Source organism: Arthrobacter sp. ISL-48 (assembly GCF_018613805.1).
Taxonomy (GTDB): Bacteria; Actinomycetota; Actinomycetes; order Actinomycetales; family Micrococcaceae; genus Arthrobacter.
This window is the reverse complement of the sequence record NZ_JAGGPL010000013.1, coordinates 248,846-264,629: the sequence shown is the minus strand read 5'-3', so window position 1 is coordinate 264,629 and position 15,784 is coordinate 248,846. Positions and strand designations below refer to the sequence as shown.

The following is a 15,784-nucleotide window of genomic DNA, read 5'->3' as shown; positions in this document are numbered from 1 at the left end:
GGCCGAGGCTGCGTGCCTCAGGATCAGAACGGCCCATTGGGTCGCAGGCCGGCCGAAGGTTGTCCGGCGGATCTGGCAGGATGGAGAAGTGACGATTACTGCAGCAGCCGATGGTTCGGCTTTAGGAAATCCCGGTCCTGCCGGATGGGCCTGGTATGTGGATGACGGTTGCTGGCGGGCAGGGGGATGGCCTCACGGCACAAACAACCAGGGCGAACTGATGGCCGTCCTCGACCTCTTCCGGGCCACGGCGCACGTCCCCGAAGAAGACCTGCGGATTCTGTGCGACAGCCAGTACGTCATCAATTCCATCACGAAGTGGATGCCGGGATGGAAGCGGAAAGGCTGGCGGAAGGCCGACGGCAAGCCTGTCCTCAACGTTGAACTGCTCAAGGAACTTGACCGGGAACTCGCCGGCCGCAAATACACCTTTGAATGGGTCAAGGGCCACGCAGGCCACGACCTCAATGAGGCAGCCGATGAGCGGGCAAGGGCCGCCGCCACCGCCTACCAGCAGGGAGTTGCCGCACGCTCGGGCCCAGGCTTTGCAGGAGCGCCAACCGCAGCAGCAGTGGCCCCGACTCCGAGCACTGCCATAAACGCGGCCGGAGCCACCACGGCTGGGACCGTCACTGGCGGAGGCCTGGCCACCTATGACGAACCTGACCTGTTCAGCGAACTGGAGGGTGATTCGTTTGCCGCGACGGAATCCACCCGTGCCGAGCCTGCTCCGGAAGCAATCGTGGAGGAGCTCGAGCGCGAACTGCTGGGCCCCGACGTCCGCGGCGACGTCGGCCGCACCGGAGTCCTGCTGCACCCTGACTTCATGGAGATCGGAAGCTCGGGAAGGGTCTGGACCCGCGACGCGATGATGATGGCACTGGAAGAGGACCCAGGGGAGCGGACCGAGCTTGAAGTGCTGGGGGCGGACCGCCTCGGCACCAACGGGGTCCTGTTGACGTACCGAAGCTACTCGCGCTCGGGCACGACTCTCCGAAGCTCGCTGTGGGTCCTCGACGGCGGTCGCTGGAGACTGCGGTTCCACCAGGGCACGCCCGAGGCCTGACATCGCCGGAGACTGTGAGCTCCCTCGCACCGCTGCAACAAAGCCAGCGGCCTGCCTGCATCCTCAGCTGAGAGCAGTTCAGCTGAAGCGCTGTGTATTGCCTTGCTCGGTCTGCGCGTAACTGGATGCGGCGGACGCCAGGGCGACATTTATGGATGCAAGAGACGCCTCCACCTTGCCCTGGGTCAGGGTCCATTCGGTGACCAGCGCTTGGAAGTTGTTGGCCGCAGAACCCCGCCAGGTGGCCTGGAGTTCGTCCAGGCCACGCTTCATGGTTTGGACGTCGGCGCTGATCCGGTCCACGGTGGCTTTCACGTTGGCCGACTTGAGCTGAAGGAGTTCGGGGTCGACGGAAATGATGCTCATGGCTGTTGCCTTTCGATCTATGGACAGCATCCGCTGCCCGGCCCGGCGGCTCCGGACCACTACATCGACCCTACGGACGGGCTTGGGCTCTATGCCACGACTGGTCGCTATATGTGGATAACCCGGCCGTCACTGTGGCCGCCGTCGCCCCGGTTATGGTCGTCGGTTCCCCGGACACCCGTTTCCTGCGCAGCGGCGCCCCGGTCACCCGTACCCTCCGCTTCAGGGTCCGTCCCCCCAGCGCCCTGCCTGTCATCGCTCGGACCGCCGGCCTCCTCCCTCATGGGCAGGCTGACCACAAGGGTGGCGCCGCCGCCGTCGGTCTCTTCCACCCGCACGGAACCACCGTGCGATCCGACGATGGCCGCCACGATGGCGAGGCCCAAGCCGCTGCCGCCCGTCTCGCGGGTCCGGGACGTATCCGCGCGGTAGAAGCGCTCAAAGACCTTGGAGGTATCTTCCTCGGAAATGCCGGGACCGTGGTCCCGCACCTCGATCACAGAATACGTTTGTCCGCCGTCGCCCGTCCGGACTCCCACAGCCAGCTCGATCGGGGTGCCTTCCGGGGTGTAGCGCAGTGCATTGCCTATCAGGTTGCCAAATACTTGCCGCAGTTTCGCTTCGTCGCCCAAAACAGGGGCGGGTGCCGCACTTCCCCCGTCCAGCCCGGTCAGGGAGATGGAGCGCGTCCGGTCGCTCGCCTGGGTGTCCACTACGGCATCATGCGCAATCAGCTGGAGGTCGACGGGCTTCTCCTGCAGTGGCCGCTGTTCGTCGAGCCGTGCCAGGAGCAGGAGGTCCTCCACCATGGAGCCCATCCGCTTGGCTTCACTTTCGATCCTCCCCATGGCCGTTGCAACGTCCTCATCGGTGGCCAGGGCGCCGTGGCGGTAGAGCTCGGAGAACCCCCTGATGGTCACCAACGGGGTACGCAGCTCATGCGACGCGTCAGCTGCGAACCGGCGCATCCTGCCCTCCGAGGCAGTGCGTGCGGCAAAAGCTGTTTCAATGTGGGACAGCATGGCGTTCAGCGAGCTGCTGAGCCTTCCCAGCTCCGTGCCCGGACTTTCCACGTCCACACGCCGGGAGAGATCGCCCGCGGCGATCGCGGCAGCGGTCCGCTCCACCCGGGCAAGCGGCCTGAAGGACCGGGAGACCGTCCAGCTGGCGATCAGGGAGGCCAGCAGGAGGGTCAGCAGCCCAACGCCGCATACCACCAGGGTGGCATGCTTCAGGACATCGTCCACGCCCTGCAGCGGCAGGCCGATAACCACCACGGCTGCGGTCCCGTTGTCCAGGACCGTTACTGCCACTACCCGCCAGTTCTCGCCGTCCGTGCCGCGCACCTGATAGGGCTGGTTGCCACGTTCCTGTGCCTGCTCCACGGTGATCTCGCCGATATCAGGGCGGTTGTTGGGGTCGCCGCCGAAGGGGTACGGGTCCTCGCCCGGGGTAAAGAGAATCAGCGAATAGTCGGTGGGGACAGGATTGGGGCCCTGCAGCTGGCTGAACGAGCGCTGCTTGTGGGCAAGTTCGATGGCGGCATTGAGTTTGTCGTCCACCTGGCCCTGGAGATAGCTGTGCAGCAGCGTCAGGGTGCCCGCGCCGGTCACCGTCAGCGCAACAATCAGCAGCGCCATGATGATGGCGACAAGCTGGGACCTCAGGGAGGCGGACTTCCACCGCTGCAGCAAGGTCAGCGCTTCTCTGCCGTCCGGAGTACGTAGCCCACCCCGCGCTTGGTCTGGATCAGGGCCGGTGCGTCCGGATCAATGTCCACCTTGCGCCGCAGGTACGAGATGTACGACTCCACGATGGAGGCATCCCCGTTGAAGTTGTATTCCCACACATGGTCCAAAATCTGGGATTTGGAGAGCACCCGGTTCGGGTTCAGCATGAGGTACCTGAGCAGCTTGAACTCGGTGGGGGACAGCTCAATAACCGCGCCGCCGCGTCGGACCTCGTGGGCGTCGTCGTCGAGCTCCAGGTCATCCACGCGGATGACGGCGTCGTCATCCAGCAAAGGCTGGGTGCGCCGGAGCACGGCGCGGATCCGTGCCACCACCTCGTCCAGGCTGAAGGGTTTGGTGACGTAGTCGTCCCCACCCACCGTGAGGCCGGTGACCTTGTCCTCGGTGTCGTCCTTCGCCGTCAGGAAAAGTACGGGGAAGTGTTTGCCGGAGGCGCGGAGTTTTCGGGTGACGGTAAAGCCGTCCATGTCCGGCAGCATGACGTCAAGCACGGCCAGGTCCGGAGCATGGAGCTCGGCTGCAGCCAGTGCGTCACGTCCGTTCCCTGCGGAGACTACTTCGAACCCGGCGAACCGCAGCGAGGTGGACAGCAGCTCGCGGATGTTGGGTTCGTCATCAACAACGAGGAGCTTGGCTTCTGGACCGTTCTTCTTCATTCTCCCATCATGCTCCCAGAGTCTGTGAGTTTTCTGGATGGTGGATGTGAGTTTGATGATCCTTCCGTCCGCGATCGCTCGGGACTCGGTCCGGCGGCCCGCTATCCGGGCTGGCCTACGTCCTTGGCGTCCATGATCCGGTAGGCGTAGCCTTGCTCGGCCAGGAACCGTTGGCGCTTGGCTGCGAAGTCCTGGTCCAAGGTGTCCCGGGCAACCAGCGAGTAGAAGCGGGCCGCCCGGCCGTCCTTCTTGGGTCGCAGCAGCCGGCCCAGCCGCTGTGCCTCCTCCTGCCGTGAGCCGAAGGACCCGGAGACCTGGATGGCCACCGAGGCCTCGGGCAGGTCGATGGAAAAGTTGGCCACCTTGGATACCACCAGGGTGTGCACGTCGCCTGCCCGGAAGGCATCGAAGAGCTTCTGGCGTTCCTTCACGGACGTATCACCCTTGATGACGGGAGCCTGCAGCCGCTCGCCAATTTCGTCCAGCTGATCAATGTACTGCCCGATCACGAGCAGTTGCTCTCCCTCGTGCCGTGCGACGAGCTGCTCTACGATCCGCGTCTTGGACTCCGAGGTGGAGCACAGCCTGTACTTGTCTGCGTCCTCGGCCATGGCGTATGCGACGCGCTCGTCGCGTGGCAGGTCGACGCGGACCTCAACGCAGTCCGCCGGGGCAATGTAGCCCTGCGATTCGATGTCCTTCCATGGCGCGTCATAGCGCTTGGGCCCGATGAGGCTGAATACCTCGCCTTCCCGGCCGTCCTCGCGGACCAGCGTGGCGGTAAGGCCAAGCCGACGGCGCGCCTGCAGATCTGCGGTCATCCGGAAGATCGGGGCGGGCAGGAGGTGGACCTCGTCATAGATGATGAGACCCCAATCGTGGCCGTCCACGAGCTCAAGGTGCGGGTAGAGGCCGCCACGTTTGGTGGTGAGGACCTGGTACGTGGCGATGGTCACGGGCCGGACCTCCTTGACCGCGCCGGAATACTCGCCGATTTCATCCTCGGTGAGGGAGGTCCTCTTGAGCAGCTCATCCTTCCATTGGCGTGCGGCTACGGTATTGGTGACAAGGATCAGCGTTGTTGTTGAGCTTGTGGCCATGGCGGCCGCACCCACGAGCGTCTTCCCTGCGCCGCACGGCAACACCACAACACCGCTGCCTCCGGCCCAGAAGTTTTCCGTGGCCAGCTGCTGGTAGGGCCGCAACTTCCAGCCGTCCTCGTTCAGGGCGATCAGGTGCGGAGTCCCGTCCACGTAGCCGGCGAGGTCCTCGGCCGGCCAGCCGATCTTCAGGAGCAGTTGTTTGAGCTGGCCCCGCTGGGAGGAGTGCACCACGATGGTCTCGCCATCGATCCGAGGCCCCAGCAACGGCTGGATCTTCTTGGCCCGGATGACCTCTTCCAGTACCGGGTAGTCGTCCGTCCGCATCACCAGGCCATGCTGGGGGTCCTTTTCCAGCCGGAGCCGCCCGTACCGGGACATGGTTTCTTCGACGTCGATCAAGAGCGAATGTGGAACAGGGAACCTCGAGTACTTCAGCAGGGTGTCAAGGACCTTCTCGGCGTCCAGCCCCGCGGCCCGGGCGTTCCACAGGCCAAGCGGCGTGAGCCGGTAGCTGTGCATGTGCTCCGGGGCGCGTTCCAGTTCCGCGAAGGGGGCGATGGCGTGGCGGGCCTCGGTGGCCAGCTCGTGATCCACTTCCAGCAGTATGGTTTTGTCGCTTTGGACAATCAGCGGGCCGTCGTTCACGGGGGCGAGTCCTTCACTGGCGCAGTTCCTCTGCGGCCTCTATATCAATGATCCGGTGGATGGACACCACCCGTTCGGTGTCCTTTGCCGGGTCAAAAACCCTGACACGTCCGCCGCTTACTGACAGCGGAACAACGGTTTCCAGATTGGCATTCCCCAGGCTGTCCACCACGTTCATGCTGACCCTCTGCTTGAGCCGGATGGCACGCTGCAGCGTCTCCAGACCCAGTTGGGTCGCCGATTCGCCGGAGCCAGCCGCACTCCCGCCGTTTGGGCTTCCGGTGGCAGCTGGATTCACGTGCCGCAGCACGGCCAGCTGGGCTTCCACTTCTGCTTCTGCCGGCGCCGTCCGCGGGGCAGTGTAGACAGGGCGGGCACTGCCCGGGGCGCTCGTGGTCCGTCGCAGCCTGAGCACCGATGGTTCGGATTCCTCCACGGAGGGCGAGAGGCCAAGGCTGCGGAGGACCTGCGCTGTTTCCCGCGGCGGGGCGGATGAGATCAGCACGGTCGGCGCGATCCTGGCCAGTCCCAGGCCCGACGCCTTGGATTCGGACGCCAACTCCATTACCGTTGCTTCGTCGTCGCTTTGAATGAAGCTCGCGGCCGCTCCCACCCGCAGCCGGCCGTGCCGGGCCGCGGTGTCCTGCACCAGGTATTCCAGGGGCTGCGGCACAGCGGTAGCGGAATGTTCGCGCAGGAAGCCCAGCATGCCTGGCGCGTCGTACCCGGCGTCCAGTGCACGCCTGACAGAGTGCGGGGAGAACCGGTAGATGGTGGCAGGACCCTGACCTTCGGCGTCTGCCATCAGCAGGAGCTTCTCGCTCAGCTCAGGGGAGAGGTATCCGGGGGCCACGGCAGTGAGGTCTGCCTGCAGCAGTACATGGTTCAGCGCGGCCGGCAGATGCTCACCCAGGACGCCGAGCGCCTCGTCCGGGTTATCCTCGGCGATGGCGCTTCCCAGCTGGCTGAGGGCACCGGACCCGATCAGGCCCAGCATCTCCGCCTCCGCCAGGACACCCCGGATCAGGGAGCTGAAACGGCGTGCCATTCGGGGCTGCGCCCATTCGGCCCGCTGCAGCACGGCGGCGGCATCCAGCACGGGAGCCTTGCCGTCCGGGGCAGCCGCCTCCCCTGTGAGATCGTTCAGGATTTCCAGGATCCGCTTCCTGATTACTGGGGCGTCGGGCCGCTGCGCCTCGGCGGAGAGCGCATTGATGGTGCTCCCCGTTGCAGCCCGGTGTGGCGCTGACACGGACCCGGGTCCGATCACGGGCTGACCCACCAGCGACGGCACCCTCTCACTCGCCAACCACGCATTGACCAGCCACAGCCACTGTTCCTGTCGGGGCAGGACCAGCCACTCGAGTTGCGGGGGCTGCACCCAGGCGGACGAGTCAACATCGAGGCGGACCAGTCCGGCAAGTCCGCACAGCTCCAGCAGCAGTCCAGCGCGGCGCAGGTCAACGCGCAGGGCGTCGGCAAGCCGCTTCATCTCCCGGACCCCCACGCCGCCACTGCGGAGCGTAACGAGTGGTTGCTCCTTCAAGGCATAGAGGAGTTCGCCTACCAGCCGAAGGGTTTCCGCGATGGCGCCCAGGGCGGCATTCCGGCGAAGGACGGCGGTTGTATGGCCAAGCTCCGGCACTGGCGGTGAGAGCGTGAAGTCGTTAATGATGGCTCCGCCCCGGAGGGACAGGCCCACACTGTGCGGCAGCTCCACGTGCGCGGCGTCCAGCGGTACCAGCAGGCCCCGGGCCAGCAGCCAGTCGACGGGCCCGACGTCGGTGCCCTCGTTTGCCACGGAGGCTTTCCGTTGGGCCTGGGGGACGGCTCCCATGGCCCAGTTACCGAACCGTGCGAGCAGCGCCGTGGTGCGTTCCGGAGCGGCGGCCAATACTCGGCGCAGGGCCTCCGGCGAGGACGTCCAGTGCTGCAGCGCGAGCGCCGCTTCCATGGGCGTGGTGGCTCCCTGAATGGCCACTCCGCTGCGGCGAAGTTCAGCAACGAGCTGGACCGCCCTTTGGGCGAACGCTGGCTGCAGCCGCACCAGCTCGGTGTAGCTGCGGCCCAGCCCCGCCGGATAGATCCCGACCACGTCCTTCAGGCACCCCACCGGCAGGTAGAAACGCTGGCGGTGGGCAGACGCGGCTGTTCCATGCGGGGGCTCGGCCTGGTGGACCAGCGCCAGCTCCTGGAGTGAGGCCAGAATTTGCTCTACGGCTGCGAGGCTGGAGCCCGCAATGAACTTCCGCAGCCCCGCGGCAGAGGCGCTGTGTTCCGTGTCCGTATTGGTGCACAGGTGCAGGGTTTCCAGGACCTGCATCTGTGGCCTGTTGAGTCGTTCCAGGGCGCGCTGGACGCTGACCCGTGCGCTGGCGCGGGCGGCAAGGGCAGGGAAGTCGGGAACGGCGGGGGAGATGAGGTCCGGCCGCGCGGCGAACAGGGCCCGCAACGATTCATCGCTGCGTGCCTCCAGATCCTTGCTCAGCGCGCGAATGAGGGACATCAGTTCAACGTTACCGCCCGCCGGACTTTCCTGCCCGGCGCCGGCCAGCCACACTGTCCAGGACCAGGAAGACCATCAGCAGGAACGCTACCGGCAGGCCGTATAACGCCGTGGACGTGACCCAGACCGGAGCCACGGTTCCGGCGAAAGCCAGCGCCATGACGGATCCAACCGCAGCCAGGGAAAGCAACGCAACAAATGCTGCACAGATCATCAGGGGCCGCCGGTAACGCGTGGGTGTCATGGTCGTAACGCTAACAGCCATCCTGCTGCCCGCGAAGTGAAAACCGGGTACAGCCGGAGCGACAGTCGGTGTGAAGACTCGGGGAAAGCAGGATTCAGGCATTGGGCAGGATAACCTTGACTGATACAGGCCAACACGGTCCGGGCTGTCATACCCTGAACCTGCATATCAGTGCGGATGCGGTGACTGCCGGCCGTGTCTCAAGACATCAGAACGAAGAAGGTTGATTACGTGCCTACCGGCAAGGTCAAGTGGTATGACAAGGAAAAAGGTTTCGGATTCCTCGCGGGCGAGGATGGGCAGGAAGTGTTCCTGCCCAAGTCGTCGCTGCCAGAAGGCATCACGGAGCTGAAAGCCGGTACGCGCGTTGAGTTCGGCGTCGCTGACGGACGCAAGGGCGCGCAGGCCCTGGGCCTGCGCGTCCTGGACAAGACTCCATCCATTGCCAAGGCAAAGCGGCCCAGCGCCAAGGACCTCGCGCCCCTCGTCCAAGACCTCGTCAGTGTGTTGGACAACCTCTCTGGCACCCTCTCTGCCGGGAAGTACCCGGAAGGCAACAAGGGCAAGGCTATTGCCGCCGCCTTGCGTAAGGTTGCCGACGAGCTGGACGTTTAGGCCTTTGATGAATCCGGAGGCTGAAAAGCCGGCGCCGAAAACTGAGTCGAAGCGGCGCGCGAGCGTGCCCGTATGGCGGACCGGCAAACCGGACGCCGTCCTCGCCGCCGCCGTGGACGTGGCCCGAATTGCCATCGAGGGCATCACCGCCGCCACGGACATCGGCCGGCACATGGCAGCGAAGAGCGAAGGTGACCGCCTGGTCACCCACCTGTTCGAATCCAAGCTGCCCGGTTACCTTGGCTGGCAGTGGTACGCAGTACTGACCCGAAATTCGCGCTCCAAGGTGGTCACGGTCAATGAGCTCGGTTTGCTGCCGTCGGAGGACTCCATCCTGCCCCCCGAATGGGTTCCTTGGGCTGAGCGCGTCCGTCCGGAGGACGCCCAGGACCAGGAGTCCGCAAATCAGGATTCGGCTGGCCAGGATTTGGCAGCCCAGGAGCCCGCGGACGACGACGGACCAACGGACGCCGCCGTCGGGGAACGTACCGGGATGCAGGACTCCGGGGATGCTGCCGACGCCGAAGATTCCCTCGCCGACGAGGATGAGGACTATGACGAGACGGCACTCGGGGCCACGACAAACGGCGCCGGCCGGGAGCCGGCTGTGGACGACGACGGAACAGCGGACGCCGTCGAACACTGACACCTGCGCACCATCGCAGGAACCGCACCGCTGCAAGAGCAGGAATAAACACTTGTGGCCCCAATTCGCGGGGCCGCAAGTGTCCGTCCTCGCCGACTACTTGCGGAGTTCTCCCACCACATAGTCGATGCTGGCCAGCAACGCGGAAACGTCTGCGGGCTCGATCGCAACAAAGGTGGCGATCCGGAGCTGGTTGCGGCCCAGCTTGCGGTACGGCTCGGTGTCCACGACGCCGTTGGCCCGCAGCACCTTGGCAACAGCTGCCGCATCCACGGACTCGTCAAAGTCGATGGTGGCAATGACGTTGGAGCGCTCTTCGGCCTTGGCCACGAACGGGGTGGCGAAATCGGAGGCGTCTGCCCAGCTGTAGATACGACCGGCGGAATCAGCGGTGCGGGCGGAGGCGAAGTCGAGGCCGCCCTTCGAGTTCAGCCACTGCACCTGGGCGTCGAGGGTCACCAGCGTGGATAGGGACGGGGTGTTGTACGTCTGGTTGAGCCGCGAGTTGTCGATGGCCGTCTGCAGGTCCAGGAAGTCCGGGATCCATCGGTCGCTGGCCTTGATCCGGGCGGCGCGCTCCAGCGCGGCGGGGGAGAACAGGCCCAGCCACAGGCCGCCGTCGGAAGCGAAGTTCTTCTGCGGCGCGAAGTAGTACACGTCCGCCTCGGCAACGTCGACGTCCAGGCCGCCGGCGGCGGACGTCGCGTCCACCAGGACCAGCGCCCCGCTGTCCGCCCCGGCTACCCGCTTGACCGGCGCTGCAACGCCCGTGGACGTCTCGTTCTGAGGCCAGGCATAGACGTCGACGCCGGTCTCCGCCGCTGCCGCCGGTCGCGTGCCGGGCTCCGATTTGATAATCGAGGAGGCCTCAAGGAAGGGGGCCCTGTCGGTGGCCGACGCAAACTTGGAGCCGAATTCGCCAAAGGACAGGTGCTGTGCTTTCTTCTCCACGAGCCCGAAGCTGGCGATATCCCAGAATGCGGTGGACCCTCCCACGCCCAGCACAACCTCGTACCCCTCGGGAGCGCGGAAGAACTGGCTCAGGCCTTCGCGGACGGAGCCTACGAGATTCTTGACCGGAGCCTGCCGGTGGGATGTGCCAAGGATGTTCTTGGAAGCCGCCGAGAGTGCCTCGATCTGCTCAGGCCTGACTTTGGACGGTCCGGCGCCGAACCGTCCGTCCGTTGGCAGGAGGTCGGCAGGAATAGTGATGCTGGGTTCGCTCACAGGGGCTCCAATTTCGGCGTGGACATGGTCTGTGTCCGGGACGGTGGGGTGGCGGGCAGTCAGCGGCGACTGCATCAGGGACCTCTTGTATTCTGCCTGAACCGCGGACCGGCGGGGAACCGGGACCGTCATAGTCCAGTCATTGAGACAGTCCCTGGACCGTCTTGGGAATTATCCGGACAAATTCAAAATAGGCTAAGCTTTTACCGAACTACGTCGCTGTCGCTACGCGGTACGGTGGGACAACGCTAGGTACTTGCGCTCGAGGAGCTGAGCTGGATGACGGATCTGATCGATACCACGGAGATGTATCTTCGGACCATTTTGGAGCTTGAGGAAGAGAACATCGTGGCTCTTCGGGCCCGCATCGCCGAACGCCTGCGCCACTCCGGACCCACGGTGTCCCAGACCATTGGGCGGATGGAACGCGACGGCCTGGTGGTGGTCTCGGGCGACCGCCATCTGGAGCTGACGGACAGCGGCCGCAAGCGTGCAACCGAGGTCATGCGGAAGCACCGGCTGGCGGAACGGCTCCTGGCGGACGTCATCGGACTGGACTGGGCATATGTCCACGACGAGGCCTGCCGTTGGGAACACGTCATGAGTGAACGGGTTGAGCGGCGCATCTTCGAAATGCTGGACCACCCTACCGAGTCCCCGTACGGCAATCCCATACCCGGGCTCGCGGCCCTGGGCGGCCCGGCGTCCACGTCATTTACCGACGGTGTGATTAATCTCCTTGAAGCCATGAAGGGCTACGGTTCGGATTCCAACGTGACGGTCAGCCGGCTGGCGGAGCCAATCCAGGTGGAACCGGAGCTGCTGGTGCAGCTTGATGAAGGCGGAATACGTCCCGGCGCCTCCGTGTCGCTGGAGCGAGTCGGGGAATACATCTCGGTGCGTGTTCCCGGGATTGAAGGAGCGCTGGAACTGCCCCCGGAAGTTGCAGCGCATGTCTTCGTTTCCGTTCGCTGAATAAAGCCATTCGGAGGACAAAATACAGCCCTGGAAGCCATGCCAGTCAGGGCGCGGGCGGGGTTTGTGTCGAAGATAACGGAATTGTTACTGTACGGCTTAATCACCTATAGTTGACCACCAAGCGTCGATACTAAAGCGTTACTTGATCTGGAGCCGAGCTCTGCCAGCAGATCAAGTGCACGAATCAACAAACTGGCAGAGGCGGAGGAACCACAACCGGCAGTCTTCTGACTGCCTTGGGGTGAAGTCCGTCAGCAGCAAGCCTCTTCCAGCGAAGGATCCTCACGGGATATTTCTGCGCCGAAGCTTGCTTACGGCGGACCGGGTCTTTGCACTCTCTGACCCGAATCCGACAGCTAACTTCGCAGGCTATCCAGAGAGGAACCGTTCTTGACCATGCAGAATTCCAGGGGACGCCGCCGTGCGGCGGGCCCCGCTTCGGTGCCCCGGGTTGCCGAAGTCGTTGCAGTGGACAGGCCCCGCGATCCGCAACGGGATGCGCGCAGGCGCCGCGGCCCCTTCCGGCAAATCACCGATTATGCCGCAGCCAGCGGCCTAGGCCAGAAGGCCGGCATTGCCCTGGCCGCCACCGGCCTGGTGCTCACCGTTACCCTTCCGGCAACCGGCACCGTCATGGCGACCCCGGAAGCCGGCCAGACAGCGTTGGCTGCATCTGTTACCCAGCCGGAAATTTCCGCAGAAGCAGCTGCAAAGATCGACTTCAGCCGTTCCTCCGTGGTCACCGCCGGTGACCCTGACGGAAAGCTCAAACAGTTGCTGAGCGCCCAGTCGGCCGGCTCCATCACGCGCGCTGCGTCCGCAGGCACCCTGGGTGCTCCGCTCGCCCACCTGGTTACAGCCTCACCGTTCGGATACCGGGTCAGCCCCATTACGGGCGGCAGCGGTGACTTCCACCGCGGCCAGGACTTCGTGGCCCAGTGCGGCACCTCAGTCCTGGCGGCAGCCAGTGGCACTGTGACCTTCGCGGGCTGGCACCAGTTCGGCGGGGGCAACCGCGTGGTTGTGGACCACGGAAACGGCCTCGAAACCACGTACAACCACCTCTCTTCCTTCAACGTCAAGGTTGGCCAGACAGTCAGCCGTGGCGATGTTGTGGCCCTCAGTGGCACCACCGGAGCGTCTACTGGCTGCCACCTCCATTTCGAGGTCCAAGTCAACGGTGAAGTAGTCGACCCGATGGGCTGGCTTTAGAGAAGTGATGATTAACTCTCATATCCTCATGACATGCCGTGACCTGAATGTGACATTCGATCCAAACTGCTGTACCGTCTAAAGCGCGTCAACTTTTCCGAAGTTGACGTTCTTGAGTGGATTGCCTAGCTCTGCCACCGCTCAAGGTCCGTTCGCATTACATCGTCTGGCAGGGGCGGGGGAACCAATTTTGGTCTTCGATATGAAGGCCTTGGGGTTAAGTCGCAAAGCTTCCCAGGAAGCAGCGCGGCCGGGTGAACTCCCATCCGAATCCGACAGCTCACCTCGCAGGCATTGGGAGAGGCTACCTTCGTGTCTTCACGCCATAATGCTGCGCGCCACCGCGCGCAAACGGTTCGTACCAACCCTTTGGGCCACGTGTCCAACGCTGTTAGTGCAAATGCCGGGACCGTAGGTCGCCAGGCTGCTGTCATTGCAGCTGCATCAGGTCTGATCCTGAGCATGGGGCTTCCGGCAAACGCAGCGGATAGCGCCGCCGGCGTATCCGCGTCCGCCGAGTCCGGTTCCGCCCAGACTGCCCTTGCCGTAACTGCTGCACCCACGGCTCTTGTTTCCTTCGAGCGTCCTGCGGTCAAGACCGCGCCCGCCCCGAAGGTCGAAACCGTTCGTGCCCAGTCCACGGCGTCGGAAACCGGTGCAAGCCGTGCTTCTGAGGCGACGTCCGCGAGCAAACTCGCAGGCGCTGTGTCGTCGGCTGCGGCATCAGGCCTGGCAGCAATTGCCTACACAGGCATCGGCCACCCCTACGTCTGGGGCGGCACCACTCCCAACGGCTGGGACTGCTCCGGCTTCACGCAATGGGTCTACGCCCAGGCCGGCATCAGCATCCCCCGGACTAATGCCTGGACGGCCATGAAGCCGACCTCCACACCGGCTCCCGGTGACCTGGTCATGCAGAATGGTGGCGCCCACGTCGGCATCTACGTCGGCAACGGCATGATGATCAGCGCCCTGAACCCGTCACAGGGAACCCTGTTGCACTCGGTGGCCTCCACAGGCACTTCCTCGTTCTTCACCCTGCAGTAGTTCCGTACCGAAGCTCTTCACGGGTTCCTGAAGAACCACTTCTTCGCTATTAACACCTCCGCTAAATCCCCGTTCGGGGCGTGCCGGCGTACCCCCAAGATGCCGGCACGTCCAAAGCCCTGTGGCTGCCCACGCGGTCCAAAGGAAATCGAAAGAGAGAAATAATGACTACTCGTGCAATCGTTGCACGGCACCGCGCCGAGGTCACCAAGACCAACTCGCTTGCTGTCATTGCCAAGGCTGTCGGCGACAACGCCGGTGGCATGGGCCGCCAGGCCGCGGTGATCGCCGCTGCGTCCGGCCTTGTCCTGACCAGCGGTATCGCGGCCAACGCCGCAGACACCAACGTTCAGCGTGACTCCGCTCCCACCTCCAACCTTGAGGTGGAGGCCGCCGCCCCGGCTACTATTTCCGCTGCCTCCACGATCGCCATCTCCTACGAGAAGCCCGCAGTCACCACGACGCCGGCTCCCGTTGTTGAGGCACCCGCCCCCGTGGCTGAGGTCCAGCCGGCTCCGGCCGCGAAGCCCGTGGCCTCCATCAAGGTTGCCGCTGCAGCCTCCGCCCCGGTAGCCGCCAGCGGCAAGGGCCAGGCCATCCTGTCCGCAGCCTACGCACAGCTCGGTGTCCAGCAGGACTGCACCATGCTGGTGACCAACGCCCTGGCAGCCGTTGGCATCCACTTCCACGACTGGCCTGCAGGCTACCTGTCCCTGGGCCGGACCGTGAGCGCCGCCGAGGCTCAGCCCGGCGACCTCATCTACTACGCCGACGGCGGAGCGGGCGTCGCCCACATCGCTGTGTACGCCGGCAACGGCCAGGCAGTGCATGGCGGCTACAACGGCAACCAGACCGTTGTGTTCAGCGCCTACGTTGGTTCCGGCCCTGTTTTCATCCGCGTCAGCTAGGAAACCCGGCCAGCGCTTCAAAGGACCCCCGCCTCGGCGGGGGTCCTTTGTCTTTGCCTCTTTTTGCCCCACGTTCCAGACGGGTCCGTCTTGGGACGGCCGCCGACACGGGTTTGCCGACACCCCGGATTAGCCGATCCCGGGTTTCTTTGTTTACTCTTGTGGTGTCGATCCATAGCCCGGACATGCCGGGGGCAGCCGGCCCTCGTGCCCCTGACGGGTGCGGCCGTGAAGAGGTATGTGCATGCGCACTCTCGTTCTGAATGCTGGATATGAACCGCTGGCGGTAATCACCTTCCGCCGGGCGCTGGTGCTTGTGCTGACAGGCAAGGCAAGCGTGGTGGCGGAAGGCGACGATCCCGTGGTGGGGCCGCAGGAGATACTGGGCCGCCCGTCCGTGATTCTCCTGAACCGCTACATCCGCCCCAGATACAACCAGGTCACCGCCGTCAGCCGCCGGGGTGTGCTGCGCAGGGACGGGCACCGCTGCGCCTACTGCGGCAAGGCCGCCCACACCATTGACCACGTCCACCCAAAATCGCGGGGCGGCGCGGATTCTTGGGAAAACCTGGTGGCAGCATGTTTGCGCTGCAACAACGTCAAAGGCGACCACACTCCGGCCGAAATGGGCTGGAAACTGCGGTTCGTCCCCGAGCCCCCGCACGGCACGATCTGGCAGATCAAGGAGCTGGAGAAACCCACTCCGGCCTGGGATCCTTTCCTGTTGCCTGAGCGGGCCGCCTGAACAATGCCTTACCCGGCCGCACTGGTTGGCTGAGGAGCGCCCCGTTTTCACTGAGTGGCGTCTTTGCCC

General features: G+C 64.7%; 15 protein-coding genes and 2 riboswitches. Of the genes, 8 read left to right on the top strand and 7 right to left on the bottom strand.

Annotation, left to right across the window (positions count from 1 at the left end):
* The first annotated feature begins 88 nt into the window (after window positions 1–88).
* Entirely contained in the window at window positions 89–1,066 is a 978-nt protein-coding gene (locus tag J7E83_RS13620) for a ribonuclease HI family protein (RefSeq protein ID WP_214962916.1), read from the top strand.
* 78 nt (window positions 1,067–1,144) lie between these two features.
* Here J7E83_RS13620 and J7E83_RS13615 read toward each other — a convergent pair whose 3' ends face one another.
* The 6 genes from J7E83_RS13615 to J7E83_RS13590 form a co-directional block, all read right to left on the bottom strand.
* Entirely contained in the window at window positions 1,145–1,432 is a 288-nt protein-coding gene (locus J7E83_RS13615; RefSeq protein WP_214962914.1) for a WXG100 family type VII secretion target, read from the bottom strand.
* A gap of 107 nt (window positions 1,433–1,539) precedes the next feature.
* A complete protein-coding gene (locus J7E83_RS13610; RefSeq protein ID WP_214962912.1) occupies window positions 1,540–3,126 on the bottom strand; it encodes a HAMP domain-containing sensor histidine kinase in 1,587 nt (528 codons plus the stop codon).
* A 2-nt stretch (window positions 3,127–3,128) separates the two neighbouring features.
* On the bottom strand, window positions 3,129–3,839 hold the full coding sequence (locus tag J7E83_RS13605; RefSeq protein WP_214962910.1) for a response regulator transcription factor: 711 nt from the start codon (window positions 3,837–3,839) through the stop codon (window positions 3,129–3,131).
* Between the two features lie 101 nt (window positions 3,840–3,940).
* The gene (locus J7E83_RS13600; protein WP_214962908.1) at window positions 3,941–5,587 is read right to left on the bottom strand and encodes a DNA repair helicase XPB; all 1,647 of its coding nucleotides are present in this window, start codon (window positions 5,585–5,587) and stop codon (window positions 3,941–3,943) included.
* Window positions 5,588–5,600: 13 nt separating this feature from the next.
* Window positions 5,601–8,093 (bottom strand): helicase-associated domain-containing protein, encoded by a 2,493-nt coding sequence (locus J7E83_RS13595; protein WP_214962906.1) that lies wholly within the window; start codon window positions 8,091–8,093, stop codon window positions 5,601–5,603.
* Window positions 8,094–8,103: 10 nt separating this feature from the next.
* Window positions 8,104–8,337 (bottom strand): hypothetical protein, encoded by a 234-nt coding sequence (locus tag J7E83_RS13590; protein ID WP_214962903.1) that lies wholly within the window; start codon window positions 8,335–8,337, stop codon window positions 8,104–8,106.
* 231 nt (window positions 8,338–8,568) lie between these two features.
* On the opposite strand from J7E83_RS13590, the gene J7E83_RS13585 reads away from it, so the two are divergent.
* A complete protein-coding gene (locus J7E83_RS13585; protein WP_214962901.1) occupies window positions 8,569–8,952 on the top strand; it encodes a cold-shock protein in 384 nt (127 codons plus the stop codon).
* 64 nt (window positions 8,953–9,016) lie between these two features.
* Complete coding sequence (locus tag J7E83_RS13580; protein WP_396020546.1) at window positions 9,017–9,598, top strand: DUF3027 domain-containing protein; 582 nt, start codon at window positions 9,017–9,019, stop codon at window positions 9,596–9,598.
* A 96-nt stretch (window positions 9,599–9,694) separates the two neighbouring features.
* On the opposite strand, the gene serC is transcribed toward J7E83_RS13580, so the two are convergent.
* Window positions 9,695–10,825 (bottom strand): phosphoserine transaminase, encoded by a 1,131-nt coding sequence (gene serC / locus J7E83_RS13575; protein WP_214963037.1) that lies wholly within the window; start codon window positions 10,823–10,825, stop codon window positions 9,695–9,697.
* 279 nt (window positions 10,826–11,104) lie between these two features.
* Between serC and J7E83_RS13570 the strand changes: the two genes are divergently transcribed.
* The 5 genes from J7E83_RS13570 (at window position 11,105) to J7E83_RS13550 (ending at window position 15,715) form a co-directional block, all read left to right on the top strand.
* On the top strand, window positions 11,105–11,800 hold the full coding sequence (locus J7E83_RS13570) for a metal-dependent transcriptional regulator (protein ID WP_214962897.1): 696 nt from the start codon (window positions 11,105–11,107) through the stop codon (window positions 11,798–11,800).
* Between the two features lie 145 nt (window positions 11,801–11,945).
* A riboswitch (cyclic di-AMP (ydaO/yuaA leader) is annotated at window positions 11,946–12,189 on the top strand.
* A 10-nt stretch (window positions 12,190–12,199) separates the two neighbouring features.
* On the top strand, window positions 12,200–13,015 hold the full coding sequence (locus J7E83_RS13565; protein ID WP_214963035.1) for a M23 family metallopeptidase: 816 nt from the start codon (window positions 12,200–12,202) through the stop codon (window positions 13,013–13,015).
* A 122-nt stretch (window positions 13,016–13,137) separates the two neighbouring features.
* A riboswitch (cyclic di-AMP (ydaO/yuaA leader) is annotated at window positions 13,138–13,323 on the top strand.
* A 70-nt stretch (window positions 13,324–13,393) separates the two neighbouring features.
* Entirely contained in the window at window positions 13,394–14,062 is a 669-nt protein-coding gene (locus J7E83_RS13560; protein ID WP_311379673.1) for an NlpC/P60 family protein, read from the top strand.
* Window positions 14,063–14,226: 164 nt separating this feature from the next.
* The gene (locus tag J7E83_RS13555) at window positions 14,227–14,970 is read left to right on the top strand and encodes an NlpC/P60 family protein (protein ID WP_214962893.1); all 744 of its coding nucleotides are present in this window, start codon (window positions 14,227–14,229) and stop codon (window positions 14,968–14,970) included.
* Window positions 14,971–15,214: 244 nt separating this feature from the next.
* Window positions 15,215–15,715 (top strand): HNH endonuclease, encoded by a 501-nt coding sequence (locus J7E83_RS13550; RefSeq protein WP_214962891.1) that lies wholly within the window; start codon window positions 15,215–15,217, stop codon window positions 15,713–15,715.
* Window positions 15,716–15,784: the final 69 nt, after the last annotated feature.